The organism is Spelaeicoccus albus, assembly GCF_013409065.1.
Classification (GTDB): Bacteria; Actinomycetota; Actinomycetes; order Actinomycetales; family Brevibacteriaceae; genus Spelaeicoccus; species Spelaeicoccus albus.
On record NZ_JACBZP010000001.1, the window covers coordinates 2,235,357 to 2,261,827 of the forward strand.

Here is a 26,471-nt window from a genome sequence, read left to right on the forward strand (position 1 = left end):
CTGTTTCGGCTGCGGACCGAGACAGGAGAAATGTGGCAAAGCCCCGTGTGCACGAGATTGCCAAGCAACTCGGCACAGACAGTAAGACAATCATCGCAAAGCTCACCGAAATGGGTGAGTACGTCAAATCCGCTTCGGCCACCGTCGAAGCCCCGGTCATTCGCAAGCTGAAAGAGGCTTTCCCGGCCGAGCAGGCAGCTCCCGAGTCCAAGGCGCCCGCAGCCAAGAAGACCGAGCCTGCCGCTAACGGAGCCCCCGCGGCGTCCCGCGCCAAGCCGGGCCCGAAGAAGCCGGCGACCGCAAAAAATGAGACGGCAGCCCCGGAACAGCCGGCGGAGAAGCCGGCTGACAAGGCCGCCGAAGCTCCGGCACCCGAACAGCCGGCCGCCGAAGTTCCGGCAGCCGAGCAGCCGGCCGCCGAAGCTCCTGCCGCACAGCAGGCGGAAACTGAACAGCCCGTCGAGAAGCCGAGCTCGGCGGCAAAGCCGGCCGACAAGCCGGCCACGACGGCAAAACCCGGTCCTGCCGCGCCCAAGCCCGGTCCGAAGCCGGCTCCGAAGGCACCGGCCAAGCCGGGCAAGGCTGCCGGCAAGTCGGGAGGATCGGCCCGTCCGGGTAATAACCCGTTCGCCACATCGCAGGGGATGCCGCGTTCCGGCGGACCGCGCCCCGGCCGGCCCGGCAACAATCCATATGCCACGTCACAGGGGATGCCGCGTCCGGGAAGCTCCCGCCCGGCACCCGAAGGCCGCGGCGACAATCGTGCGCCCCGCCCCGGCGCGCCTCGTCCCGGTGCTCCGAGGCCGGGTGCTCCGCGCCCGAACCCCGGCATGATGCCGGGCAAGAGCACTGTTGGCCGTCCCGGCCAACCCAGTAGCTCGGGCCGTCCGGGCGGAGGCCCGGGCCGCGGGCGTGGCGGCGGACCCGGCGGCGGGCCCGGAGGCGGTCGTCCAGGCGGCGGATTCGGCAAGGGCGGTCGCGGACGCGGCGGCACCCAGGGTGCGTTCGGTCGCGGCGGCGGCCGGCCGGTTCGCGGGCGGAAGTCGAAGCGCGCGAAGAGGCAAGAGCTCGAACAGATGCAGGCACCGTCGGTCGGCGGCGTCAGCGTCCCCCGCGGCGACGGCAACACGCCGTTGCGGTTGCGTCGCGGATCGTCGCTGGGTGACTTCGCCGATAAGATCGGTGCGGATCCGGCAAGCCTCGTCACCGTCCTGTTCCACCTGGGCGAGATGGCGACCGCAACGCAGTCTCTCGACGAGGACACGTTCAAGGTGCTCGGCGACGAACTCGGCTACAAGATCCAGATCGTGTCGCCCGAGGACGAGGATCGCGAACTTCTCGAAGAGTTCGACATCGACATCGAGGGCGAGCTCGAAGGCGAGGACGATTCGCAGCTTTTGCCGCGTCCACCGGTCGTCACGGTGATGGGTCACGTCGATCACGGCAAGACGAAGCTTTTGGACGCCGTGCGCTCATCCGATGTGGTGGCCGGCGAGTCCGGCGGCATCACGCAGCACATCGGTGCGTATCAAGTGCACGTCGATCACGAGGGTGAAGAGCGTGCCCTGACCTTCATCGACACCCCGGGGCACGAAGCGTTTACCGCTATGCGTGCCCGCGGTGCCAAGGTCACCGACCTGGCGATCCTGGTGGTGGCCGCCGATGACGGCGTCATGCCGCAAACGATTGAGGCTCTCAATCACGCGCAGGCCGCGGGCGTGCCGATCGTTGTGGCAGTGAACAAGATCGATAAAGAAGGCGCCAACCCGGCCAAGATCAAGCAGCAACTCACCGAATACAACCTGGTCGCCGAGGAATACGGCGGCGAGACCATGTTCGTTGAGATTTCGGCGCTGCAACGTCAGGGCATCGGCGACCTTCTCGAAGCCGTGCTGTTGACGGCGGACGCCGCGCTCGACCTCCGGGCGAACCCGGACAAGGCCGCGCGCGGTATCGCGATCGAAGCCAATTTGGACAAGGGGCGCGGCGCCGTCGCGACGGTGCTCGTCCAGTCGGGCACGCTGCACGCCGGCGACGCGATAGTGGCAGGCACTGCATTCGGACGCGTTCGTGCCATGTTCGACGAATACGGCAAGACCGTCGCCGAGGCCGGCCCGGCCAGGCCGGTGCAGGTACTCGGGCTGTCGAGTGTTCCGCGCGCCGGTGACACGTTCTTGTCGACCGGCGATGATCGGACTGCGCGGCAGATCGCCGAAAAGCGAGAAACCGCCGAGCGAGCCGCACAGTTGGCCAAGCGCCGCAAGCGCGTCAGCCTGGAGGACTTCACGCAGGCCCTCGAAGACGGCAAGGTCGATACGCTCAACCTCATCCTCAAGGGCGATGTGTCCGGTGCCGTCGAAGCGCTCGAGGACGCCTTGCTCAAGATCGATGTGGGCGACGAGGTGGCGCTGCGCGTCATCCACCGCGGCGTGGGCGCCATCACGCAGAACGACGTGAACCTCGCGACAGTCGACAACGCCATCATCATCGGCTTCAACGTCCGCTACGCCGAGCGCGTCGAGGACTACGCCGATCGTGAAGGTGTCGACGTGCGGTTCTACTCGGTCATCTACCAGGCGATCGACGACGTCGAGAGTGCCCTCAAGGGCATGCTCAAACCCGAGTTCGAAGAGATTCGGACCGGCTCGGCGGAGGTCCGCGAAGTGTTCCGCTCGTCGAAGTTCGGCAATATCGCCGGCTCGATCGTGCGCGACGGCGTCATCACCCGCAATTCGAAGGCCAGGCTCACTCGCGACGGCACCGTCGTCAGCGAAAAGCTCAGCATCGAATCGCTGCGCCGGTTCAAGGACGACGCCACCGAGGTCCGCGACGGCTACGAGTGCGGTATCGGGCTCGGATCGTTCAACGACATCAAGGAAGGCGACATGATCGAAACCTTCGAAATGCGCGAGAAACCGCGCGAGTGACATCGGCGGCGGGCGCGGAGCCAATTGGCTCCGCGCCCGCCGGCTTCGCCCGGGAGTAGAGAAATCCCGGGAACGGGAAGAGAAGAGGATTTGTCATGGCCGACCCGGCCCGGGCACGCAAACTGGCGGACCGCATCAAGGTAGTGGTCGCCGAAACGCTGGAGCGCAGGGTGAAGGATCCGCGCCTCGGGTTCGTCACCGTCACCGACGTCCGCGTCACCGGCGACCTGCAGAACGCCACGGTGTTTTACACGGTATTGGGGGAAGACGCCGATCTCGAGGCGACAGCTGCTGCCCTGCAATCGTCCAAGGGACTGCTGCGGCGCGAAGTCGGCAAGAACCTCGGCACCCGGCTGACGCCAACGTTGGAATTCATCGCCGACGCGGTCCCGCGCGCCGCTGCCGAGCTCGAGGATCTGCTGCGCGTGGCGGCTGAGCGGGACGCCGAGGTGGCCAAGTTGGCCAGCAACGCCCGCCCCGTTGCCGAGGACCCGTACAAGACCAAGCCGGACGACGGCGAGTAGCGGGCCCGCGGGGATGCGCCGCGAGCATCATCAGTACCGACCTGGCGGCTATTACTGTTGACATTCAAGTATTTACTTGAATAATGGGTTTATGACCCCGACCGTGACTCAAACGTTCGCCGCGATGGGCGACCCGGTGAGGTCGACGATTGTCGACCGACTGGCATCGTCCGATGCCACGGTTAGCGAACTCGTCGCCTTGTTCGAAATGTCCTTCCAGGCGGTTTCGCAGCACCTCTCCGTGCTCGAACGCGCCGGCCTTGTCACGCGCCGGCGCGAAGGGCGGACGCGCCGCGTGCAAATAGTGACGCAGCCGCTGGACGACGCGATCGACTGGATGGAAGTGCGACGACGCCGACTCGAAGAGCGCTATCAACGTCTTGACGCCGTGCTCGCCACCCTCGACTCGACCGACACGCCACAGGAGGAAGCATGACCGGCCACGACATCCGCCGTCCCGGACGGACCGAGCATTCGCGCATTGGCAAGCAGTCCACCGCGCACAGACGTGAATTCGCCGCGCCGGCGGCGCTCGTGCAGCGCGCGCACACCGACGTTGACCTGTTCACGCAGTGGATGGGCCCGCGCGGGACGACAGTGCGTGTCGACCGGTTCGATGCCGTCACGGGAGGTGCCTTCCGTTACGTGGTGGAAGCGGCGTCGGGCGGAAGTTGGCCGTTCCGCGGCTCGTACCACGTCGTGACGCCGGGCCTTGTCGTGCACACGTGGGAGGACGAGGACGAGCCGGGAGTCACCCTGGAGACGCTGCGCTTCGTCGACCTCGACGACGGAAGGAGCGTGCTGGAGGCGACCTCTACGTACACGTCCGAGGAAGCGTGCGATGCCATGCTCGCCTCCGACCTGGACGCAGGCATGGATGAGGACTTCGAACGCCTTGACGCCGTCCTGAACGAGAGTCAAAGCTGACGGCCTTCGGCAGCTGCCGCCGCCTCGGCACCAGGAACCCGCCGTGGACGCGGGGGAAGTCCCGCAGCACCGGTACCGACATTCTTGTCGCTGCGGGGATAATTGAGCCATGACGTTCACCGAACCACCGGAATTCCTGACCCGACCCACCCTGAAAGGCACGTTCGGGATGGTGACCTCGACGCATTGGCTCGCGTCGTCGTCCGCGCAAGCAGTGCTCGAACGCGGCGGCAATGCCTTCGACGCGGCTGTCGCCGGCGCTTTCGTCTTGCACGTGGTCGAGCCGCACCTGAACGGCCCGGGCGGCGACCTCGTCGCTATCGTGCAGGCCGCGGGTGAGCAGAAACCGCAGGTGCTGATGGGCCAGGGCCCGGCTCCGGCCGGTGCGACCATCGAGCACTATGCGGCCGAGGGCCTCGACCTGGTTCCCGGCTCCGGCGCGCTGGCAGCCGCGGTTCCGGGAAGTTTCGACGCCTGGCTGAAGCTGCTTGCCGATTACGGGACGTGGGAATTGGCCGACGTGTGGTCGTTCGCCATCGACTACGCCGAATCGGGCCACCCCGTGCTGGCGCGCGTCTGTTCGACAATCGAGCGCGTGTCCGAGTTGTTCACCGAGCATTGGACGACGTCGGCCGACCAATGGCTGCCCGGTGGGCGTCTTCCGGAAGCCGGCGAGATCGTCACGAACAAGCCGTGGGCTGCGACCTTGCGGCGGATACTGACCGAGGCGCGGGCGATGGCGGATGCCGACAACGACGGTGCAGCGGGCGACGGGCGCGTACGCCGGATCGCCGCCGCCCGCCGGCTCTGGTCCAACGGCTTCGTTGCGCACGAGGTGCAAGAATTCGCCTCCCGGCCGCACCGCCACTCCAGTGGCGACGATCACGCGGGAGTCATCACTGCGACGGACATGTCCGGTTTCCACGCCGACTGGGAAGACGCGGTGTCGATAGAGTTCCGCGGATACACGATCTGGAAGTCCGCCGCATGGGGACAGGGCCCCGTTCTGCTGCAAGCGTTGAAAATCCTCGACGGGCTCGACGACGACTGCCTCGACCCGTCAACGGCCAAGGGCGCCCACCATATTCTCGAAGCTCTCAAGCTGGCATTCGCAGATCGCGACGCTTATTACGGCGACACGGATGTTCCGCTCGACGTGTTGCTCAGCGAGAAATACGCCGCCACCCGCCGGGCCTTGATCTCCGGTGACGCCTCCCTCGACTTTCGGCCGGGTCACATCGACGGCGCTCGAGCATTCACTCCGCCGTTGACGACCGAGGCCGACCTGACGGGCGCTGCGGGCGCCGCCGGCGAGCCGACGGTGCCGGGCGCCCGGCCGGAAGTCGACAAGACGGTGGCCGGCGCGGTCGACGAGCAGGGCGGCGAACTCGGTGTCGAGGCGAGCGGAAGCACCCGCGGCGACACCTGCCATCTCGACATCGTCGACACATGGGGAAATATGATCTCGGCGACCCCGTCCGGCGGCTGGCTGCAATCGTCGCCGTATATCCCGTCGCTCGGCTTCAGCCTTGGCACCAGGTTGCAGATGACGTGGCTCCTGGACGGCGCGCCAACCTCGCTCACGCCCGGAAAGCGACCGCGGACGACGCTGACGCCGACCCTCGTCAGCCGCGGCAGCAAGCCCGTGATCGCGGTCGGCTCGCCCGGCGGCGACCAGCAGGAACAATGGCAATTGCTGTACTTGCTGCGCGTGCTGGTTGGCGGATACACACATCAAGCAGCCATCGACGCGCCGGCGTTCCACACGACGTCGATGCCCGGATCATTTTGGCCGCGCACGTGGACGCCGGGCGGAGCAGTCGTCGAGGACAGGCTCGGCGACGACGTGATCGGCGACCTCGAACGGCGCGGACACGTCGTCACGCGTGCGGGCGACTGGGCGCTCGGGCGACTTTCCGCTGTGAGCCGCAACCCTGACACGGGCCTGCTCAAAGCCGGGGCGAATCCGCGCGGAATGCAAGGCTACGCCGTCGGACGCTGACTAGCCGAGCGGCGCGAGGTAGTGGTCTTTCACGGTCTCGTTGTAGCGGGCGAAATTATCGGCCAGGGCGGCCAGCGCGTCGTCGTCCCACTGCTCAAGAAGCTCCGCTGTCGAGTCCCGGCGCAGTTTCCGCACGCTGGTCATGGCGGCAAGCCCGTCGTCGGTCGGGGTAATCATCGTGCGCCGACGATCGCCCGGTGCCGGCTCCGTGCGGACATAGCCGTGTTCGGCCATGGCACTGACCTGGTGACCGGCAGTGGAACGGTCGAGTCCCAATGCCGACGCCAGGCTGCGCAAATCCATTGATCCGCCCGCTTCCAGAGTGCGCAGGAGGAGATAAGCGGCGCGATCGAGTTGCGAATAAAAATCATTGCGACGTCTGAGCATCTCGAAATGCCGGACCAGGATCAAGGATTCCAACTCGATCCGGTCCAGAGCCGAATCGGTCGAGTGCGCCGGGCCGGCGGAGGAGCTGCCGACGTCGCTCTGCTGCATGGAAAACCCTCACTCCCCAGTACGATAAACTTCCGAATATGGGCATGGTACCCGTATTTGTGAGTCGGGTGATGGGAGGCTCGGGTGCGCGACAGCGTTCGCGGATGGTTCGTTGAGTACGCGGATCGTCTGACCGCATCCGATCCGGGACACAGCCGGATCCGCATGGCGCTCTCCGGCGTCGTCGGCATGGGTTCGGCACTTGCCGTCGAATTCCTGCTCGGCGTGCTCACCGAGGCAAAGCCGGCCGGTCTGCTCGTGTCGATGATGCTTGGCGCAGTCATCGCCATGATGGGCACCATGGCGTTGTCCGGTCTGACTGCCGGGAAAGCCGCATTGACCGCGCTCTTTTTCCCGGTAGCCGTCGGGGTCGGGCTGACTGCCGGCGCGCTCGTCGGAAATCGCAGCACGCTCGACCTCGTCGTGTTCGTGGCCATCATGTTTGTGGCAGTATTCATTCGTCGTTTCGGCAGGGCCTGCTTTTTTTACGGCTTCATGATGTGGATGGGGTACTTCTTTGCCACATTGCTGCATGCAACGGTATCGGCACTGCCGGGACTGCTGATCGCCGTGACGGTGTCGGCCGCGTGGGTGCTGCTGTTGTCGCTGACCGTGCTGCGCATCAATAAGAATCGGGCGCTGAAAGCGACGATTCGAGCCTATGATGCGCAGGCGCGCACCGTGGCGCGCGAAATGGTCAACGTGCTGGAGAGCTCGCCGGCCGAAGAGCGCCGCTTTGAGCATCGGCACGGCAAATTGATGTCCAAACAAGCCGGGTTGGCAGAAGCCGCGCTGATGGTCGAAGGCTGGTCGGAAGACGCGAACGCGTTGCCGCCGGGCTGGTCGGGTGCCGCGTTGCGACGTCGCATGCTGGATTCCCAGCACATTCTCGACAGGGCGGCCGGATCTGCCGTCGCTCTGGCCGGCAAGGATCCGACGCTCGTGGCCCGGGCGCGCGACGCCGCGGAAATGATGGCCCAACGCGACGACGTGGGCGCGCGGGCTGCGGCCGAGGAACTCGCCGAAATGGCCGGCAGGGCCGAGGCGATCGACGGCGACGGGTGGATTCCGGCCCGCCACTTCGCGCTGGCAGTGCTCGGATTTCTCGATTTGGCCCAAAAGGCGTTGTCACCGACGGATGAGGCGGACGACGACGAATTCAAACCGACTGCGATGCTGGCCATGGGGAATCTTCCCGGTTCGGGAGCGGCGTTCAAGGACGTGCCGGCGCGGGGCACCAGGTGGAACCCGGCCGCGCGCCTCGACATGGTCACGCGGCAGGCCATCCAGGTGACCATCGCCGCGATCATTGCCATCTATTTCGGCAGGATGCTTTCAGACACCCGGTACTATTGGGCAATTATCGCCGCTTTTGTGGCGTTCACCGGTACTGCGACCCGGGCGGAAACGTTTACCAAATCGTTCAACCGCGTGTTGGGCACCGTGGCCGGATTATTCGCATCGATCTGGATCGCCAATCTGACTGCCGGCAACGTGGGGCTCGTCATCTTCGTCATCCTGGCGTCGATGTTCTGCGGCTTCTACCTGATTCGCATTTCGTACGCGTACATGATCTTCTTCATCACCATCATGGTCGGGCAGATGTACAGCGTGCTGCACGAATTCAGCGATGGGTTGTTGGTGTTGCGGCTCGAAGAGACAGCCATCGGCGCGGCCGCCGGAATTCTGGTGTCGCTCGTCGTCGTCCCGCTGTCTGCCACTGACGCCGTCCGCGCGGCACGCGATGCGATGTTTGCCGACTTGCGGGATCTGCTCAAAGGCGCCGCCCGCTACCTGTCGCCCGAAACGAGCCGGCCGGCCGTGGCGGAAACCGGGCCCGGGACAGGGGGCAGTGCCGCGGCCGGCTCGCCCACGCATCCGGTTCCGACGGAAATCGCAGTGGCGGCACCAACGGCCTCGTCGCCGGACGGTTCCGACGAGGACTCCGACGAAGAATCCGAGGAGGACAGCGTGCCATCGACGCTTGTCGAACTGGACGCCAAGGCCCGCGCACTGGACGATCGTTTCCGGCAGGTCGCGCTGGCCGCCAAACCGCGGATCCGGCCGCTCGTGATGGGCAGCCGCAGCCTCAATTCTCGTCGCCGGCTGGATTTGTACAACGCGTTGGCGATCCGCAGCCGCGCTCTCGTCGTCGGCATTCGCAGCAAGCCGGTGGAACATCCCGAATACGCGGCAACCGCTTGTCTGAGTTTGGCCGAAGTTGCAGAGAGGCTGATGACCACGCGCCCCGGCCAGCCGATGCCGGAGCTCAGCAAACCGCTCGAGGACGCCGACACCGCGATCTTGCAAAGTCTTCCGACCTCGTCCGGGGACTTTCACGGCGATACGAACGTGCTGCGGCCATTGGCGCACTTGCACGACCTCTTGAGCGATATCGCCGTCAAACCGCGCAACTCCTGACGAGCCGCCATGGCTCTGCTTGCTAGGGTGAGCGGATGCCGACCGAGACCATGGAACCGCCCGAAGGCCTATTTCTTGTCGACAAGCCGGGCGGCTGGACCAGCCACGATGTGGTCGCGCGGGTCCGGAGGCTCGCGGGAACCAAAAAAGTCGGCCATGCCGGCACGCTCGATCCGATGGCCACCGGCCTCCTGCTGCTCGGAATCGGGAGGGCCACCAAGCTGCTGACGTTTTTGGTCGGCGCCGACAAGACCTACGTGGCCACCATCCGCCTGGGATCGTCCACACCGACCGACGACGCCGACAGCGAACCGGACCAAATCGCATCGCCCGGCACGATCGACGAGGTAACGGTGCCGGCCATTGAGGACGGTGTCCGGGCATTGACCGGGCCGATTTCACAGGTTCCGAGCGCGGTCAGCGCCATCAAAGTCGACGGCGTACGGTCGTACAAGCGCGTCCGGGACGGCGAGCAGGTCGATTTGAAGCCTCGCGAAGTCACTGTGAGTCGATTCGATATCGACGCCGTCCGGCACTCGCCGTCCGGCATTGACGTCGACGTCGTCATCGACTGCACGTCCGGCACCTACATTCGTGCGTTGGCTCGTGATTTGGGGGCGGGCTTAGGAGTCGGAGGGCATCTGACGGCGCTGCGTCGGATCCGCGTCGGCGACTTCGACGTCAACGATGCGTTTCGATTGCCGTCGTGGGACGAGCCGGGCGAGCGACCGGCGGTGATGTCGCTTGCGGTCGCCGCTGCACGGTGCCTCCCGGTGCGCGACGTGACCGAACCGGAAGCACGGGCGCTGAGCTACGGGCAGTGGATCGGCGAATCTGCCTGGGCCGGCCCGACCGCGGCGATCGGCGTGGACGGCGTTCTTGTCGCGGTGATCGACAATACCGGGGGCAAGGCCAAACCGATAGTGGGATTCGCGCAGTCACGGGCCTAATCCCGTGATTTCGGGTCTAATCTCGGAACTATGGGCGACAGAACGGCATGTGCAAAATTGGCAACGACGCTGCGGGACCTGCATCGGCCCGGCGACCCGCTCATTTTGCCGAACGTGTGGGATGCCGCCGGCGCGAGACTCGTCCACGAGGCCGGATTCGCTGCAGTCGCCACGAGCAGCGGTGCGGTGGCCGAATCGTTGGGATTCGCCGATCAAGAAGGCACGCCGGCGGCGGAAATGTTCGCTGCAGTGGGCCGAGTAGCGGCGTCCGTTCCCATTGCCGTCACGGCCGATCTAGAGTCTGGATACCGGTTGTCTCCGGACGAATTCATCGATGGAATGCTCGCTGCCGGTGTCGTCGGCTGCAACCTCGAGGACACCGTGTATCCGCAGGGAGTGCTCGCCGACCCGGCCGCGCATGCCGACTGGTTGGCGGGTGTGCGCGACGCGTCGTCCCGTGCCGGCGTCGACATCGTCGTGAACGCACGCGTTGATGTGTTCTTGCCGGGTCGAGTCGGTTCGGGGGTCAACCCACTGGCCGAGGCCTTGGACCGCATTCGGCGGTATGCCGATGCCGGCGCCGACTGCGTGTACCCGATCGGCCTTACTGACCCGGCGACAATCGGCGCCATCGTCGACGGCTCGCCGGTCCCGGTCAACATCATGGCGGTGCCGGGATGGATCGGCATGTCCCATGCCCGCGATCTGGGTGTGGCGCGAGTGTCCTACGGCACCGGGATCTGGAAAGACGCCCGAGCTTTCCTTGCCAAGCGCTTGGAATCGGTGGTCGGCGAAACACGGCGCTGAACGTCCTCCGGGCAGTGCTCAGCTGCCGCCGGGTGGGGCGTGGCTTGTTTTGTCGTGGATGGTTTTGCCGGTGTGTTTGGCATGTGTGAGCGCGCTGAAGTAGGTGTTGTGGATCCAGCCGTCCGCGTTGGTGGTGGTGCCGTAGATGGCGGTGGTTTTAGTGCCGGGGGCGGGCCTGGTGTGGGGGACGCCCTCCTGCATGGCGATTTGCCATTGGCCGATATGGATGCGGGCATGGTGCGCGGGTCAGAGCAGTGCCATGTTAGCGACGGTGGTTGGTCCGCCTCGGGAAAACCAATGGATGTGGTGTGCATCGCACCAGCCGGCCGGGCGTGCCGGGTGCGCTTTCACACCCGGCGCGGTTGTCTTTTCGTGTCGGGAGTTCGAAGAGACCTTGGTCGGGTCTCTCGGGCGGCCCGGGGGTCGAGTTGATAATTGCCGTGGACCATGCCGAGCATGTCGGTGCTGATACGCAGGCTGCGGCGGTTGAAGGCTTCGGGGTCGTAGAGGTCGTTGTCTGGTGGATTGAGTTGGCCCAGGAGTTCTTCGGCGAGGCGTGCGAGCGTGCGGGGGCTGGTGGTGGGTGCGTGGTCGGTGAAGAACCCGACGATGGTATCCGCAGTGGTGTTGGTGGCGAGGCGTTCGGGGATGCGGTCAAGGGTGTGCACGGCGGTGGTGATGTGTTCGATGCGGACTTCGCCGTTTTCGAGTAGTCCGGCCATGCCGGCGAGAGGGCCGGGTTCGACGGTGGGGGAGAGTGCGCTGGTTTCGACCGCGTGAGTGTAGAGGGCGCGCGCTGCTTCGACGTCGGCTTTGGCCCGGCTGGGCGAGTGGCCGCAGCCGGCCGTGGGGAAGTTGGCCGTGGCAGCGGCGCCAATGCTGCCGGCGGAGCCGATCGGCCTCGATGAGCTGATCGGTCAGGGCTTTATCGGTCAGGCGTGTCAGTGGTGCCGTGGTGATTCCGGTGACCATTTGTTGCCGGACGCTGAGCATGCCGGGTACGTCGCGGGGCAGGTCCTGGTCGGTGCCGACGGTGGTTTTCGGATCGACGGTACCGGTGGTGGTTTCGTCGGGAATGTCGAGGTAACAACCTTTTCTCCACTTATATCATCGTAAAACGTGACAAAATTCTATAAATATTCGAGATAAGTTCGATTATTTTGAGGCGTCGAATGTGAGAGTGATTTTCGGTTTCGGGTTCCGCGTGGGCGCCGGTGTTCCGCGGTGGTGTATAGCGTGTTGTAGGCACGCGCGGAACACCGACACGCACGCGGAACACAGGGCGAGGCGGGGCGGTGCGAAAGGGAAAATGCGGCAAAAGGTGGTTTGGCAATGGCAGATGACGACCAACACGGCAGGCACGGCGTAACTGCCCGGCCCGAGCCCCGCGTTTTAGTCGTTGAGCACGAGACAAATGCCGGCATCGGCTTGGTCGGCGAACGGTTGGACGCGGCCGGCGTCACGGTGGTGACGGTTGGCCCCGAAAGGGGTAAAGCCGTTCCGCACTCCGCCGAGGATTTCAACGGGGTCATCGTGCTCGGAGGGCTTCCCGGACCCGCTGACGACGATGAGGCGCCGTGGTTGCCGGACGTGCGCGCACTGATCGCTTGGTGTCTGGAGAGCGAGACACCGCTGCTCGGCTCCTGCCTTGGTGCGCAAATGCTTGCCTACGTCGCCGGTGGAACGGTGGCCGGCGTACGCAACGGACCGGAGGTCGGAGTGTGCTCGGTTGACTTCATGCCTGCTGCGCGGCAGGACGCCGTACTGGAAAGTCTGCCTGCCGAGGCCTGCGCCGTGCAGTGGCATTGGCTGGAAATCATCGATCTGCCGGGTGACGCCGTCTTGCTCGGCTCGAGTGGTAAGTGCCCCAATCAGGCATTCCGAATCGGACCTTGCGCCTGGGGCGTGCAGTTCCACCTCGAAGCGCTGGCACCCACTGTTGCGGCATGGGCGCGGTCGGATCGCGACGACTTGCGCGATCTCGGCCTCACGTCGTCGGGGGTTATCGATGACGCCCGCAGGAAGGAGCCGCTTCTCCGCGAGACGTGGGCCACGGTTGCCGACCGGTGGATCGACGTCGTCCGGCGACGTGAGGGTACGGCTGCGGGCACGGTACAGTAAACCGGTGCCGACGCCGAGGCGCTCGGCAACGAACCGTGACGACATGGAGAAGAGCCAATGCCGAATCAGACGGACCATATCGAGGTGCGTACCTTTGCGGACGGCGGGGCTGCCGTCGGCGGCGAGCGCATCGATACGGCGGGATTCCCCGACCCGTACACTGCGACTCTGGCCCACGTGGCCGCCGAGGCCGAGCTGCGTCGCGCAAAGGTGCTGACGCACGGCATCGACCATGCAGCCGGACAGGATTCGTGGTTTTACGTCACTCCGGACGGTGAAATCGAGCTCCCCGAGCCCGTGCCGCAGGGTGCGTCTCCGGTAGGGTCCGACGAGCCGGAGTCGCAGTCGATTCCGGACGACGTGCCGGCACCGCCCGCCGCGCCGCCCCGGGTCGGAGCGTCGTCGCAGCCTGTTCCGCCGGCGAGCAGTCGGGGCGGCAGCGAACCGGAATCTTCGGCTCGGCCCGAATCGATTGTGACTCTCGGCGCGCCGGGGTTCACGCCGCCGGCCGATCCGCAGCCGCGCTCGCGTCGGGACGCCCGGGCGGCGGACCCGCTGCACGCCGATACGACGGTGTTCGTCCGGCGCCCGCGCAACCGGCCCAAGCACGGCGCCCGCGGAGCGCTCTACACCCTCTCCGGGGGCACCGTGAACCTCGGGCCGAGCAGTCGGGAGCAACGCGATCGCGAGCTTGCCGATCGGATCGCGCGCCAATTGACCGGCAGCCACAATACGGCGATCCTGTCGCTCAAGGGCGGAATCGGCAAGACGTCGACAACCGTCGGCCTCGGGCTCGTGTTGGCCGAATACCGCGGCGATCCGCCAATGGCCATCGACGCCAATCCCGACTCCGGCGACCTGGCCGAGCGGGCACTCGGAGAGAGCGGATATCAGTCCTCGGCCCGGCAGACAATCACCGATCTGCTTGCCGATGCTCCGTCGATCGATTCGCTCACCGAGCTGTCGAAGTACGTACAACATGCCGGACGCTTCCACTTGGTCGCTGGTGAGCAGGATCCGGCGTTGTCCGACAGCCTGACGGCCGACGAGTACCTGACCGTCAGTCGCCTCATTTCCCGGTATTATTCGGTGGTTCTCACCGATTGCGGCACCGGGGTGACGCACCAAGCCATGAGCGGGATCTTGCAGACGGCGGACAATTTGATAGTTGCGGCCGGGTACGCCGTCAGCGGCGCCAACCGCGCTCGCAGCACCTTGCGATGGCTGGCCGGCCACGGATACGAGAAGCTGGCGCGCGAGGCGATAGTCGTCATCACCGATAAGGACGGCGTCTCGAACCGCGTCGACAAGGACGCCATTCGCGGGCACTTGTCCGGCTACTGCCGCGAGCTGATCGCCGTGCCGAACGACAAGGGGGTTGCCGACGGCGACCTGGTCTCGCTCGACGGCCTCAAGCCTGCCACGCGGGACGCCTATCGACGCCTTGCCGCGGCAGTCGTCGATGGCTACGAATAGCAACTCAAACCGGTTACCCTTTAATAATCAACCATTCCAGGTTGTGTGAATCGGGGACATGAGGCAAGCTGGGAACATGTATGTCCTCACCATGGACCAAAAGGGCAGCCGGCGGAGCCCCGACCTCGTCCCGCAGCTCCTGGACTCGGCCAACCGCGCCGAGCCGGCGAATTTGCTCGTGCCGTTCTCCCGTACCGTCGGCGACGAGGTGCAAGGCGTCACCGACGACCCCGAGCACGCCGTCCGGCTGACAATGCTGGCATTGCGCTTAAGGTCCTGGTGGATCGGCGTGGGCATCGGGGACGTCGAAACGCCGCTCCCGCGCGAGAGTCGGGAAGGACGCGGACCGGCCTTCGTCAACGCGCGTACCGCTATCGACTCGGCCAAGGCTGCGCGCTCGGGCGTTCCGGTCGCCGTGGCCGGGTCGCACCCTGCCGGAACCGGCGCGTTCGCGGCGTCCGACGCCGAGGCGGTGCTGCGGCTGGTCGGGCGCCTGGTGAGCTCGAGGTCGGATGCGCAATGGCGCATCATTGACGCACTTGTCGAGGACGGCGACGAACGCGGCAGTCGTAAGCACGTGGCCGCCGGTCTCGGAATCAGTCCGCAGGCGGTCAGCAAGAGCTTGGCCTCGGCCGGTTGGGAAGACGAGAAGGCCTGCCGACGTGCCGCCGCCAAACTGCTCGAAGCGGTGAACTCCGGTGCTTGACGTGCTGTGGGTCGTGCTGGGGCTCGCCGTGGCGGCCCTGGTCGGCTGGCCGATCACTGCCGGAATTCTCGCGCTCGGCGGCCGTCGCCCGGGCGCCGAGCGGCACGAACACGGCGACCATGCCGCGGCGATGCCCGTGGGGGAATCGGTGTTGCGCGGCGGCTTGTGGATCGGACTGCTCGAACGGCTGGCCGTCACCGCCTGCATCATGGCCGGCTACCCGGCGGGCATCGCGTACGTGGTCGCGGTGAAGGGCCTCGGCCGCTACCCCGAGCTGCGTCAAACGCCGGCGGCGGCCGAGAGGTTCATCATCGGCTCGCTGGCCTCGATGCTCTGGGCCGCCGCTGTCGGCATCGCCGTGCGGGTGCTGATCGGGTAGCTCCGGGGCTCGTTTTACCGAATCGAGCCCGGCAACGCCGTGGCGACGGCGGGCTCGTCGGCGTGCAGCACGCCGTCCTCCATCCGGTGCACGGCATCCATATGGCCGAGGTGCACGGTGTCGTGCGTGACGACCACCGACGCGACGCCGCGCGTCTTGGTCAGTTCGGCCAGCTGCGCCATCACACGGCCGCCGCGGTCGTGATCGAGCGCCGAGGTCGGCTCGTCCACCAGCAACACGGACGGATCATTCATCAGGCCGCGCGCAATGCTCACCCGCTGCCGCTGCCCGCCGGACAGCTGGTGGGGACGCTTGTGTGCTTGATCGGCCAGGCCGACGTCCGCCAACAGGTCCCGGGCCCGCTCGCGGCGCTTGGCCGGCTTGCCGCCGGTCATATGCGTGACCATCAGCAATTGCTCGACGGCGGTGAGCGACGGCAGCAGATTCGACTGCTGGAACACGAACCCGAGCTCCGCCCCGCGCACCGCCGTGCGCTGCGCGGAAGTCAACCCGGTCATATCGCGCCCGCCGAGTTCGACGAGACCGGAATCGGCCGGGATGAGAAGTCCTGCCACGGCGAGCAGACTCGACTTGCCCGACCCCGACGGGCCGATGATGCCGACCATGTCGCCGGGGCGGACAGTGAGGGACACGTCGTCGAGGGCGACGAGACGGTCCTCGCCGTCCTGGTAGGTCAGTGTGACGTGGGAAAGGTTGAGGCTCATCGCGTAGCTCCTAAGGCTGTTAACGGATCGACTGTGCTGATGCGGTGCAGGGCCGCCGATGCTCCGAGCATGCCGAGCACGACGACGACCGCCAGCGGAACCAGGGTGGTCATCGGGGTGACGATGAACGGCACCACCTGAGCGGCGAGCAAGCCGAGCCCGCCGGCAAACAACGCGCCGAGGCCGCCACCGATCACGAGGACCAGGAGGGCTTGTCCCAGCGCGTCCTTCAAGAGGTATTTCGTTGCGGCGCCCATGGCCTTCAGGACCGCCAGATCGCCGCTTCGCTGGATTGTCCAAATCGTGAAGAAAGCGCCGACCACGAGCGCCGACACGGCCATCAGAATGACCTGCATCAACGTCAGCGACCCGTTTTCGGAGGTATAGGACCCGACGGCGTTCACCGCATCCTTGTGGCCCACCACGTCCATGCCGGACGTCGCGGACGCCGCGCCGGCATCGAACGAGCCACTCGTTCGCAGGGCCACGACAGTGCCGTCGGCCCCGGCCGCCGACGGCAGCTTCGTCCATGCCGACCTGTCCATCCAGATCACCGACTGGTGGTTGAAGTACGAGTCGTCCTTCGTGCCGGCCACCGTGAATTTCGTGCCGTTGATGGCGACCCGGTCGCCGTCCGACCAGCCCTGGTCGGCTGCAAGGTCGGCGTCGACGACTATCGACCGGCCGTGCACGCCGTCCGGCGCGGCGAACCCGCCCGGATCGACGCCGAACGCCGACACCGACGTGTGGTCGGCCTTTGTCATGGCCACGCCGATGAGCGCCGCATCGTCGACGCCCGGGCGGCCGGCGAGTTTCTTTTGCTCGGCCGGCGTGGCAGTGCTTGCCGTGTACGAGATCTTGTCGCCGGACGCCGGCCGGCTGAAAGCCATGTGGTCGGCTCCGAGATTCTTCACGGCTGCAATCGATTGATTGCCGAGCCCGGCAGCCAGACCGGATAACAGGACGACGAGCAACGTGATCAAAAAGATCACCACCGCCATCAGCGCAAAGCGACCTCGCGCAAACCGCAGGTCGCGAATTCCAAGAAACAAAACGTGTTCTCGCTTTCTTTGTCGTGGGTGGTCCGCGGCCGTCTTGACGACCGCGATTACCAGCACTTCCAGCCTCCCGCGCGGCCCCCTCCGGGGGCATCGAGCAAACGACTGGTCTTTCCGGCGGCAATCGATGGAGAGGCAAATCAATCGAAAGGTTGATCGCCTCAAATCCCCCGGGGACGTGCGCGCACTGTAGATTCGAAGTCGATGGAGACCAACGCACTCACGCACACCAGCGGTCCGACGCCGGTGGTGCGGTTCATGCAGATCGGCGAGCACGTGCTGTTCGTGGCACTGCTGGCCGTGGGCGCGATACGCGCCGCAGGCTCGGCCGGCGCTCCCGCGTTGCTGGGCGGCATCGGCCTGCTCCTCTGGTATGCGCTTGGCGTCCTCTTGGCTCGCCGGCGGGCGCAAAGAAGCCTCGGCATCGTGTGGCTCGCCGTGCTGGGGCTCGGCTGGGTCGCGCTCGTCATCCTGTCCAGCGATTACGCGTGGGTCGCGTTTGCGTTGTTCTTCTTGGCGTTCCATTTGCTCGGCAGGATGTGGGCGCTCGCCGCCACGGTCGCCATCACTGCCATAGCGATCACCGTGCTGCTGCGTTCCGGGCCGGGCGCGGGCTGGCCGGTCGTCATCGGGCCCGTCTTCGGCGCGGCCGTGGCGATCGGCATGTCGCTCATTTACGCGCAACTGGTGGCGGACGCCGCCGAGCGCACCCGGCTGATCGACGGGTTGCGGAGCGCGCAAAAAGAGCTGCTCGACGCTCAAGACGAGCTTGGTGCGCTGCAACGCGAAATCGGCGCGACCGATGAGCGCACCCGGCTTGCCCAAGAAATCCACGACACGGTCGCCCAAGGTCTCTCGTCGATCACCATGATGGCCCGGTCCGGGATTGCCGGCCCCGGGGACCGCGAGAACCCGCTGTTTGCCCAAATCGAGCAGGTCGCCTCCGAGAACCTGGTCGAGGCCCGCCGCGTCGTGCATGCCCTGTCGCCGCCCGAGTTGGACGAGGCTCCGCTTGCCGCAGCGCTCGAACGCCAAGTCGCCCAGGTGCGCGAGCAGACCGCCCTCGAGGCGGACCTGGTGGTGGACGGCGTCCCGCGCGCCTTGCCGATGGCCGATAACGTGGCGCTGCTGCGGGTGGCGCAAAGCGCGCTGGCAAATGTGCGCCAGCATGCCCGCGCGAACCGCGTCCGCCTCACGCTGAGCTTTCAAATCGACGAGGTGAGCCTCGACATCGTCGACGACGGCTGCGGTTTCGATCCGTCGTCGGTGCCCGAGCACAGCGAGTCCGGCGGTTACGGCCTGCGAGCCATGCGCCGGCGCATCCGCGAACGCGGCGGGACGCTCGTCGTCGAATCCGAACCGGGCGACGGCACCGCCGTGGCCGCTACCTTGCCGGCCGAGGAGAGCTGATGCTGCGCGTGATTCTTGTCGACGACCACCCCGTGGTCCGGGCCGGGCTGAAGACCTTGTTGGCCGGCGACGACCAGATCGACGTGGTGGCCGAAGCGTCGTCCGGCAGCGAAGCGGTTGCCAAGGCCGGCGCGTTTCGGCCGGACGTCGTGCTGATGGACCTGCGGATGGGGCCCGGCGTGGACGGCGCCGACGCGACCCGCGAGATCGTCGCCGTGGACGACCCGCCCAAGGTCGTCATCCTCACCACTTTCGAAACCGATACCGACATCTTGCGCGCCGTCGAAGCAGGAGCCTCCGGATATCTCTTGAAGGACTCGCCCCCGGACAAGATCCTGCACGCCGTCCATGCTGCGTCGCGCGGCGAGACAGTGTTGGGCGAGCAAGTGGCCGGGCGGCTGCTGACCCGGCTGCGCACGCCGCAAGCCGAATTGAGCGGCCGCGAGATCGAGGTGTTGAAGCTCGTCTCGCAGGGCATGTCGAACCGGAATATCGCCAAAACGATGTTCGTGTCCGAAGCGACGGTGAAATCACACTTGGTGCACGTGTTCACGAAGCTGGACGTCGATTCCCGGACGGCGGCCGTGGCCGCGGCGCGCGAACGCGGCCTGATCTCCTGACGAGGCGGCCGCTCCTGCCCGGCCGCCAGCCGCCCGGCCGCGTCCGACGAGTACGATTCTTACCGGGCCCACCGGCCATGCAGGCCGGTCGACCAGATCACGCGAGGAGACTTCATTCGTGCAATTGTTCCGGGACTTGGGGGAGATCCCCGCTGATTTCGGCCCGACCGCGCTCACCATCGGCAATTTCGACGGCGTGCATCGCGGCCATCAGGCGGTGCTCGAGCGCATTGTGACGGATGCCCGCAATCGCGGGCAGGCCTCGGTGGCCGTCACGTTCGACCCCCATCCGGCCACGGTGCACCGGCCTTCCGAGGCTCCCCGCCAGATCACCGGTCTCGACGAACGGCTTCGCCGGCTGGAAGCAACCGGCCTCGACGCCGTGCTCGTGCAGCATTACACCCTCGAACTCGCCAAACAGTCCGCGGAAGAATACGTCCGCAGCGTATTCGTCGATGCGCTGCACGCCACGACGGTCGTCGTGGGCCGCGACGTCCGGTTCGGCTGGCAGAACTCCGGCGATCTGGACACGCTGCGCGAACTCGGCCGCACCTACGGCTTCGACGTGCGCGTGATCGACGACATTGGCGCGCTGCCGGAGGGCACCGATAATTGCGCGGGCTCCGGCGCGGCGAGCGAACCCGGCGACGGGCACGGCGGCCGCTGGTCGTCGTCGCACATCAGGGACCTGCTCACTGCCGGCGACGTCGCCGAAGCCGCGCGCATGCTGGGACGAGCGCATATCGTCTCGGGCACCGTCGTGCACGGCGAGGCGCGCGGCCGCGACCTGGGGTTTCCCACCGCCAACATCGGCCCGGACGCCGAGGGGCTCATTCCTGCGGACGGCGTCTATGCGGGCTGGCTCGTGACGGAGGGCCGCAAGCACCCGGCCGCCATCTCGGTCGGCACCAATCCCACCTTCGACCGCGTGCGACGGCGGGTCGAGGCGCACGTCATCGACCGCCACGACGCCCACGTCGACGACTTCGACCTCTACGGCAAGTACGTGGTAGTGGAATTCGTCGCGAGGCTTCGCGGGATGGTCGCGTACCGGGGGATGGAACCGCTCATCGAGCAGATGACCCGCGATGTCGTCGACACTCGTGCCGCGCTCGGTCTGCCGAGCGCGCATGGAACGAGCGTGAATTAACTCCCGGCGTCCGCAGGCTGATAGTCTGGATTCGGCCGCAGGGCCAAGCCGTTAGATCGGCCGCGGTTCCATAGTGCTCAGGGTGATTCCCGAGACGGACTGACAACCACTGACCTCTCGTTTTCACGACAGACCTGGGCGCCGCGCAACGACCTGGAGGAGACGAATATGGCGCTTGACGCCGACGTAAAGCAGAAAATCATTGCCGAATACGCCACCCACGAAGGCGACACCGGTTCTCCGGAGGTCCAGGTCGCGGTGCTGACCCGGCGGATCACCGATTTGACCGAACACTTCAAGGAGCACAAGCACGACCACCACTCGCGTCGCGGCCTGCTGCTCCTGGTCGGCCAGCGCAAGCGACTGCTCGGCTACCTGCAAAAGGTGGACATCGAGCGTTACCGCGCACTGATCAAACGCCTCGGCCTGCGCCGCTAGGCCCATCGCGACGAAGGACGGCAGCCATCCGGCCGCCGTCCTTCGCGCTAAGCTGGGAAAAGGCACCGCGGCCCCGGCCGCGGCAGCCGCCCGCGAGTGCGACAGCCGTGAAAACCGGTCCTCGGTAGTGGCCTCCGGAACGAAAGCGTCCGTGGGCCTCGATCGAAGACCGGATCGACGAAAACGATCATCACCGGCTCCCACTCGTACCACTTGCCCGCCGCCCGTCAGGGGAGGCAGGCACCGACGATATGGAGTATGACTTGGGGCTCAACCCTGAATCCGCAACCGCGGTCATCGACAATGGCCGTTTTGGAAAACACACAGTCCGATTCGAGACGGGCCGCTTGGCCCAGCAGGCAGCCGGCTCGGCCGTCGCCTACCTCGACGACGACACGATGCTGTTGTCGGCCACGACTGCCGGCAAGCAGCCGAAAGATCATTTCGACTTCTTCCCGCTGACCGTCGACGTCGAAGAGCGCATGTATGCGGCGGGTCGCATCCCCGGCTCGTTCTTCCGCCGCGAAGGACGTCCCGGCACCGACGCCATCCTGACGTGCCGACTGATCGACCGGCCGCTGCGCCCGTCGTTCGTCTCCGGCCTGCGTAACGAAGTCCAGGTCGTCATCACGGTGATGTCCGTCAACCCGGATCACGCCTACGACGTCGTCGCCATCAACGCGGCGTCCATGTCGACCCAGTTGTCCGGGCTGCCGTTCTCCGGGCCGATCGGCGGCGTGCGCATTTCGCTGATCTCCGACAGCCAAGGCGCCCAGTGGGTCGCGTTCCCGACCAACACGCAGGCCGAGAATTCGGTCTTCGACATGGTCGTGGCCGGCCGGGTCCGCACCGATGCCTCGGGCACCGACGACGTGGCCATCATGATGGTGGAAGCCGAGGCCAGCGAAAACGCGTGGTCGCTCATCAAGGACGACGGCGTGGCGGCACCGACCGAAGAGGTAGTGGCCGAGGGCCTGGAAGCGGCCAAGCCGTTCATCCGCGAACTCGTCCGCGCCCAGTCCGAACTCGCCGAGCGCGCCGCCAAGCCGGTTGTCGAGTTCCCGCGCTTCCTGGACTACCAGGACGACGTGTTCGAGGCGGTCGAGGGCGCTGCCCAGACCGAGCTGGCGGGCATCTTCCAAATTGCCGACAAGCTCGAGCGCGACGCCAAGTCCGACGAACTGAAGGCCGGCCTGCACGAGAAGTTCGATGAGCAGTTCGAAGGACGCGAGAAGGAGATCTCGGCCGCGTTCAAGGCGCTGACCAAGAAGATCGTCCGTCAACGCATCCTCACCGAGCAGGTTCGCATCGACGGCCGCGGGCTGACCGACATCCGTCCGCTGTCGGCCGAGATCGACGTCGTCCCGCGCGTGCACGGGTCGGCACTGTTCGAGCGCGGCGAGACCCAGATCTTGGGCATCACCACTCTCAACATGCTGAAGATGGAACAGCAGATCGATTCGCTGTCTCCCGTCACCCGCAAGCGGTACATGCACAACTACAACTTCCCGCCGTTCTCGACCGGTGAGACCGGCCGCGTGGGCAGCCCGAAGCGCCGCGAGATCGGTCACGGCATGCTTGCCGAGCGGGCTCTGGTTCCGGTGCTGCCGGGCCGCGAGGAATTCCCGTACGCCATCCGCCAGGTGTCCGAAGCGCTCGGCTCCAACGGATCGACGTCGATGGGCTCGGTGTGCGCCTCGACCCTCGGCCTGCTGAACGCCGGCGTGCCGCTGCGTGCACCCGTCGCGGGCATCGCCATGGGCCTGGTCTCCGACGTCGTCCACACCGAGAACGGCGAACAGACGGCGTATGCCGCCCTGACCGACATCCTCGGCGCAGAAGACGCATTCGGCGATATGGACTTCAAGGTCGCCGGCACGTCCGAATTCGTCACGGCAATCCAGCTGGACACCAAGCTCGACGGAATTCCGGCATCTGTGCTGGCCGCAGCGCTGAAGCAGGCCCGCGAAGCCCGCCTGACCATTTTGGGCGTGCTCGGCGACGCGATCAGCGGTCCCGGCGAAATGGCTCCGACCGCGCCGCGCGTGATCTCGGTCAAGGTGCCCGTCGACAAGATCGGCGAGGTCATCGGGCCGAAGGGCAAGATGATCAACCAGATCCAAGAGGACACCGGCGCCGACATTTCGATCGAGGACGACGGAACGGTCTTCATCGGCGCGACCGACGGCCCGTCCGCCGAAGCGGCCAGGTCGGCGATCAACGCGATTGCCAATCCGCAGGTGCCCGAGGTCGGCGAACGTTACCTCGGCACGGTGGTCAAGGCGATGAGCTTTGGCGCGTTCGTGTCGCTCACCCCGGGCAAGGACGGCCTGCTGCACATTTCCGAGATGCGCAAGCTGGTCGGCGGCAAGCGGGTCGAGGACGTCGAGGACGTCGTCTCGGTCGGGCAGAAGATCCAGGTCGAGATCACGAAGATCGACGATCGCGGCAAGTTGTCGCTGACGCCGGTCGCCCCGGAAGACGAGACGGAATCCGCCCCGGCCGCCGAGGCGTAAATGACCGACTACACCACCCGGACCCTGTCGGAAGAGGGGGGCGGCGCAGTGCGCCGTTCCGTCTTGCCCGGCGGGGTCCGCGTGCTTTCGGAGACAATGCCGGGGCTGCTTTCGGCCACGATTGGGTTCTGGGTGGGCGTGGGCAGCCGCGACGAGCGGTCCGGACAGCTCGGATCGACTCATTTCCTCGAACACCTCTTGTTCAAGGGGACGAAATCCCGGTCCGCCATGGACATCGCATGCGCATTCGACGCTGTCGGCGGCGAAGCCAACGCGGCGACCGGCAAGGAACATACCTGCTATTACGCACGCGTGCTGGCCGACGATCTGCCGATGGCCATTGAAACCATCGCCGATATGGTGACGTCCGCCGAACTCGACGGAACCGAGCTGAACAATGAACGGGGAGTCATCCTCGAAGAGCTCGCGATGACCGAGGACGACCCTGCCGATCTGGCACACGAGAAGTTCGCGGCCGCCGTCCTCGGCGATCATCCGCTGGGCAGGCCCATCGGCGGCACGCCCGACGAGATCACGGCAGTGGCCAGGGACGCCGTGTTCGAGCATTACCGCAACAATTACGTGCCGCACGAGATAGTGATAGCTGCGGCCGGCGGGCTCGATCACGACCGGGTGTGCGAGCTTGTCCACGACGCGTTCACGCGCGCCGGCTGGCAGCTCGGCGAGGCCGAAGAGCCGAAGGTCCGGCCGAGACCGGACCAGCCGGTGATTCCGCCCACCGGCGGGGCCGTCGTGGTCAACCGGCCGATCGAGCAGGCGAATCTGCTCCTGGGATGCGCCGGCCTGACGGCCACGTCGAGCGACAGATACACCATGAGTGTGCTGAACGCCGTCCTGGGCGGGGGCATGTCCAGCCGGCTCTTCCAAGAGGTGCGCGAAAAGCGGGGACTCGCCTATGCAACGTATTCGTTTGCGGCGGGCTACTCGGACACCGGCTATTTTGCGCTCTACGCCGGGTGCGCGCCGTCGAAGACGCTCGAAGTCACCGAGTTGCTGGTGGCCGAATGGGAGCGCCTGGCCACGGAACCGGTCGGCGCCGACGAACTTGCCCGTGCCGTCGGTCAGCTCTCCGGCGGCATGGTGCTGGCACTGGAGGACTCCGCATCGCGGATGAACAAGCTCGGCGTCAGCGAACTGGTCCGCGGCGAATACGACGACCTGGCGACAGTCCTTGCGGCAGTGCGCGCCGTCACGGCCGAGGACGTACGCCAATTGGCCGCCGACCTGCTGGCCAGACCGCGCAGCATCAGCCTTGTCGGCCCGTACGAGAACGGCGACGCCGACGAGATCGTCCGAGCCGCCGGCGTCCAGCCCTAGCCCCGCCCATGTTTCCGCCCCGCAAGTCGGGATGGTGACATCTCGGGCCGGCGGCCATAGAGTGTCGTAGTGTGACACCACCCACCGGCCCGGGACGACGCGGCATCAGTCGACGCTCGGCGCTGTTGGCGGCCGGAGCCGGCGGTCTCTGCCTGACCGGGGCCGGCTTGCGGTGGGGCCGTACCGGCAACCTCGATGTTCCGCTCGATTCATCGGCCGTCGCATTTGCCGGGCCGGGGATGCGCCGTTTCGTCGGCGCCGATCAAGCACGCCGGCTCGTTCCCGGTACCCGCGTGCTGAAGAGCGCTGACGATGCCCGCACCCTGACTGACAACCAGCGGGCGTGGCTGGAGAGCGGCAATGACCGGGTGCTTTCCGGCCACGGCTTTGCGGAAATGACGCGGCTGGCCCTGCTCGACATCAAGACCATGCTGTTGGACAACGGCGCGGCACTTGCCGGGTGGTCGCCGCATTGGCGGTACGTCTGGCCGCGCGACGGCGCGCATATGGCAGCCGCCCTGTCGGCGGCCGGGCACCCCGAGGATGCGCTGAGCATCATGCGATTCCTGCAAAAGGCGATGCCGCCGCACGGCTGGCTCCAATCACGCTATTTGCCGGACGGTTCGGGGCCGCCGGATCACCGCGAGCGCCAGCTCGACCACTTCGGATGGGTGTTATGGGCGGCCGGCAAAATGGCCGCGGACGCCGGTGACGATGCGCGCGCCGTCCTGCAACCGATGCGCCGGCTGCTCGAGTACTGTGCCGACGGCACGCTGGCAGCCATCAATACGCCGGGCTCGCTGCCGCCGGCGTCGATGGACTACTGGGAGCAGCACGAATCCACGCTCACCCTCGGCATCGCCGCCCCGCTGCTGGCCGGCCTGCAGGCCGCGTCAACAATTTTCGGGGCGCTGGGGTCGGGGGAGATGCGCCGGAGATGCCGGTACGGTGCAGCGCGACTGGATGACGCGATCCGCACCGGGTTCGGCCGCACCGGGTACCCGCGGACACTGGGTGGCTCCGCCCGAGACGCCTCCGTGGCGATGCTGCTGCCGCCGTACACCACAGAGCCTCGCAGCGATGTGGTCGAGGCGTTCGACGCGGCCCAGCGCGACCTCGAGCGATCCAACGGCGGACTCGCCCCGGGGGAGGGCTGGCCGGACGACGGCGTCGCGTGGACCCCGGAAACCGCGATATTCGCCTATGCGAACGCCGGCCTGGGGCGGGCCGGAAAGGCCGAACGGATCCTGCATTGGCTCGCCGATCACCGCACCAAGGCCGGCTCGCTTCCCGAAAAGGTCTTGTTCAGCGGCCGCCCGGCGTCGGTGGCACCGCTCAGCTGGACGGCCGCGCTCACGGTGCTGACAGTCGATCAACTCCGCCGGTGACCTCGTCGCCGCCCGCACCGCTTGCGGGGGTTCACGCTACGATAATGGAACCGGAAAAGTGCGCGCGGTGATCAACGCGCAGTGCGCCAAGGA

At 66.5% G+C, this 26,471-nt stretch carries 25 protein-coding genes; 20 read left to right on the forward strand and 5 right to left on the reverse strand.

The genetic code is table 11. From position 1 onward, the window contains the following. The first annotated feature begins 32 nt into the window (after positions 1–32). The 5 genes from infB (at position 33) to BJY26_RS10390 (ending at position 6,380) form a co-directional block, all read left to right on the forward strand. Positions 33–2,927 (forward strand): translation initiation factor IF-2, encoded by a 2,895-nt coding sequence (gene infB / locus BJY26_RS10370; RefSeq protein ID WP_179427992.1) that lies wholly within the window; start codon positions 33–35, stop codon positions 2,925–2,927. A 95-nt stretch (positions 2,928–3,022) separates the two neighbouring features. Beyond that, positions 3,023–3,451 (forward strand): 30S ribosome-binding factor RbfA, encoded by a 429-nt coding sequence (gene rbfA, locus BJY26_RS10375; RefSeq protein ID WP_179427994.1) that lies wholly within the window; start codon positions 3,023–3,025, stop codon positions 3,449–3,451. Between the two features lie 91 nt (positions 3,452–3,542). Then, positions 3,543–3,887 carry an ArsR/SmtB family transcription factor gene (locus BJY26_RS10380; protein WP_179427996.1) on the forward strand — a complete coding sequence of 115 codons (345 nt, stop codon included), beginning with the start codon at positions 3,543–3,545 and terminating at the stop codon, positions 3,885–3,887. Next, entirely contained in the window at positions 3,884–4,378 is a 495-nt protein-coding gene (locus BJY26_RS10385; RefSeq protein ID WP_179428006.1) for an SRPBCC domain-containing protein, read from the forward strand. The genes BJY26_RS10380 and BJY26_RS10385 overlap by 4 nt, the downstream gene beginning before the upstream one ends. A 109-nt stretch (positions 4,379–4,487) precedes the next feature. After that, on the forward strand, positions 4,488–6,380 hold the full coding sequence (locus tag BJY26_RS10390; protein WP_179428008.1) for a gamma-glutamyltransferase family protein: 1,893 nt from the start codon (positions 4,488–4,490) through the stop codon (positions 6,378–6,380). Here BJY26_RS10390 and BJY26_RS10395 read toward each other — a convergent pair whose 3' ends face one another. Next, a complete protein-coding gene (locus BJY26_RS10395; protein ID WP_179428010.1) occupies positions 6,381–6,875 on the reverse strand; it encodes a MarR family winged helix-turn-helix transcriptional regulator in 495 nt (164 codons plus the stop codon). Positions 6,876–6,959: 84 nt separating this feature from the next. Between BJY26_RS10395 and BJY26_RS19575 the strand changes: the two genes are divergently transcribed. From BJY26_RS19575 to BJY26_RS10410, 3 genes are read left to right on the forward strand one after another with little or no spacing between them, the layout of a single operon-like run. Then, a complete protein-coding gene (locus tag BJY26_RS19575) occupies positions 6,960–9,296 on the forward strand; it encodes an FUSC family protein (RefSeq protein WP_179428012.1) in 2,337 nt (778 codons plus the stop codon). Between the two features lie 35 nt (positions 9,297–9,331). Continuing rightward, positions 9,332–10,246: a tRNA pseudouridine(55) synthase TruB gene (gene truB, locus BJY26_RS10405; protein ID WP_237248995.1), complete on the forward strand. Its 915-nt coding sequence runs from the start codon at positions 9,332–9,334 to the stop codon at positions 10,244–10,246. A gap of 30 nt (positions 10,247–10,276) precedes the next feature. After that, entirely contained in the window at positions 10,277–11,053 is a 777-nt protein-coding gene (locus BJY26_RS10410) for an isocitrate lyase/PEP mutase family protein (protein ID WP_179428014.1), read from the forward strand. 18 nt (positions 11,054–11,071) lie between these two features. On the opposite strand, the gene BJY26_RS10415 is transcribed toward BJY26_RS10410, so the two are convergent. Continuing rightward, positions 11,072–11,254, reverse strand: a complete 183-nt coding sequence (locus tag BJY26_RS10415) for a hypothetical protein (RefSeq protein ID WP_179428016.1) — start codon at positions 11,252–11,254, stop codon at positions 11,072–11,074. Between the two features lie 146 nt (positions 11,255–11,400). After that, positions 11,401–11,967, reverse strand: a complete 567-nt coding sequence (locus tag BJY26_RS10420; RefSeq protein ID WP_179429906.1) for a DUF222 domain-containing protein — start codon at positions 11,965–11,967, stop codon at positions 11,401–11,403. Here BJY26_RS10420 and BJY26_RS10425 point away from each other — a divergent pair. The 5 genes from BJY26_RS10425 to BJY26_RS10445 all read left to right on the forward strand — a co-directional run bounded on the left by BJY26_RS10425 (position 11,915) and on the right by BJY26_RS10445 (position 15,735). Next, complete coding sequence (locus BJY26_RS10425; RefSeq protein WP_179428018.1) at positions 11,915–12,169, forward strand: hypothetical protein; 255 nt, start codon at positions 11,915–11,917, stop codon at positions 12,167–12,169. The genes BJY26_RS10420 and BJY26_RS10425 overlap by 53 nt on opposite strands. 216 nt (positions 12,170–12,385) lie before the next feature. Next, positions 12,386–13,174: a type 1 glutamine amidotransferase gene (locus tag BJY26_RS10430; protein WP_179428020.1), complete on the forward strand. Its 789-nt coding sequence runs from the start codon at positions 12,386–12,388 to the stop codon at positions 13,172–13,174. 57 nt (positions 13,175–13,231) lie between these two features. Beyond that, the gene (locus tag BJY26_RS19085; RefSeq protein ID WP_237248996.1) at positions 13,232–14,650 is read left to right on the forward strand and encodes a MinD/ParA family ATP-binding protein; all 1,419 of its coding nucleotides are present in this window, start codon (positions 13,232–13,234) and stop codon (positions 14,648–14,650) included. Positions 14,651–14,726: 76 nt separating this feature from the next. Further along, positions 14,727–15,356: a SatD family protein gene (locus tag BJY26_RS10440; protein WP_179428022.1), complete on the forward strand. Its 630-nt coding sequence runs from the start codon at positions 14,727–14,729 to the stop codon at positions 15,354–15,356. After that, positions 15,349–15,735: a hypothetical protein gene (locus BJY26_RS10445; protein WP_237248997.1), complete on the forward strand. Its 387-nt coding sequence runs from the start codon at positions 15,349–15,351 to the stop codon at positions 15,733–15,735. Before BJY26_RS10440 ends, BJY26_RS10445 begins: the two co-directional genes overlap by 8 nt. Before the next feature lie 14 nt (positions 15,736–15,749). On the opposite strand, the gene BJY26_RS10450 is transcribed toward BJY26_RS10445, so the two are convergent. Next, positions 15,750–16,460, reverse strand: coding sequence for an ABC transporter ATP-binding protein (locus BJY26_RS10450; protein ID WP_179428024.1), 711 nt, complete (start codon positions 16,458–16,460; stop codon positions 15,750–15,752). Next, the gene (locus BJY26_RS10455; protein ID WP_179428026.1) at positions 16,457–17,512 is read right to left on the reverse strand and encodes an ABC transporter permease; all 1,056 of its coding nucleotides are present in this window, start codon (positions 17,510–17,512) and stop codon (positions 16,457–16,459) included. Before BJY26_RS10455 ends, BJY26_RS10450 begins: the two co-directional genes overlap by 4 nt. A 210-nt stretch (positions 17,513–17,722) precedes the next feature. On the opposite strand from BJY26_RS10455, the gene BJY26_RS10460 reads away from it, so the two are divergent. From BJY26_RS10460 to BJY26_RS10490, 7 genes are all read left to right on the forward strand, one after another. Continuing rightward, positions 17,723–18,928, forward strand: coding sequence for a sensor histidine kinase (locus BJY26_RS10460; RefSeq protein WP_179428028.1), 1,206 nt, complete (start codon positions 17,723–17,725; stop codon positions 18,926–18,928). Continuing rightward, positions 18,928–19,548 (forward strand): response regulator, encoded by a 621-nt coding sequence (locus BJY26_RS10465; protein ID WP_179428030.1) that lies wholly within the window; start codon positions 18,928–18,930, stop codon positions 19,546–19,548. The genes BJY26_RS10460 and BJY26_RS10465 overlap by 1 nt, the downstream gene beginning before the upstream one ends. A gap of 118 nt (positions 19,549–19,666) precedes the next feature. Beyond that, positions 19,667–20,698, forward strand: coding sequence for a bifunctional riboflavin kinase/FAD synthetase (locus BJY26_RS10470; RefSeq protein WP_179428032.1), 1,032 nt, complete (start codon positions 19,667–19,669; stop codon positions 20,696–20,698). Between the two features lie 168 nt (positions 20,699–20,866). After that, positions 20,867–21,136, forward strand: a complete 270-nt coding sequence (gene rpsO, locus BJY26_RS10475; RefSeq protein WP_179428044.1) for a 30S ribosomal protein S15 — start codon at positions 20,867–20,869, stop codon at positions 21,134–21,136. Between the two features lie 251 nt (positions 21,137–21,387). Further along, positions 21,388–23,652 carry a polyribonucleotide nucleotidyltransferase gene (locus tag BJY26_RS10480; RefSeq protein WP_179428046.1) on the forward strand — a complete coding sequence of 755 codons (2,265 nt, stop codon included), beginning with the start codon at positions 21,388–21,390 and terminating at the stop codon, positions 23,650–23,652. Further along, a complete protein-coding gene (locus BJY26_RS10485; protein ID WP_179428048.1) occupies positions 23,653–24,990 on the forward strand; it encodes a M16 family metallopeptidase in 1,338 nt (445 codons plus the stop codon). It abuts the gene before it with no gap. Between the two features lie 71 nt (positions 24,991–25,061). Beyond that, positions 25,062–26,378, forward strand: coding sequence for a glycoside hydrolase family 15 protein (locus BJY26_RS10490; protein ID WP_179428050.1), 1,317 nt, complete (start codon positions 25,062–25,064; stop codon positions 26,376–26,378). Positions 26,379–26,471: the final 93 nt, after the last annotated feature.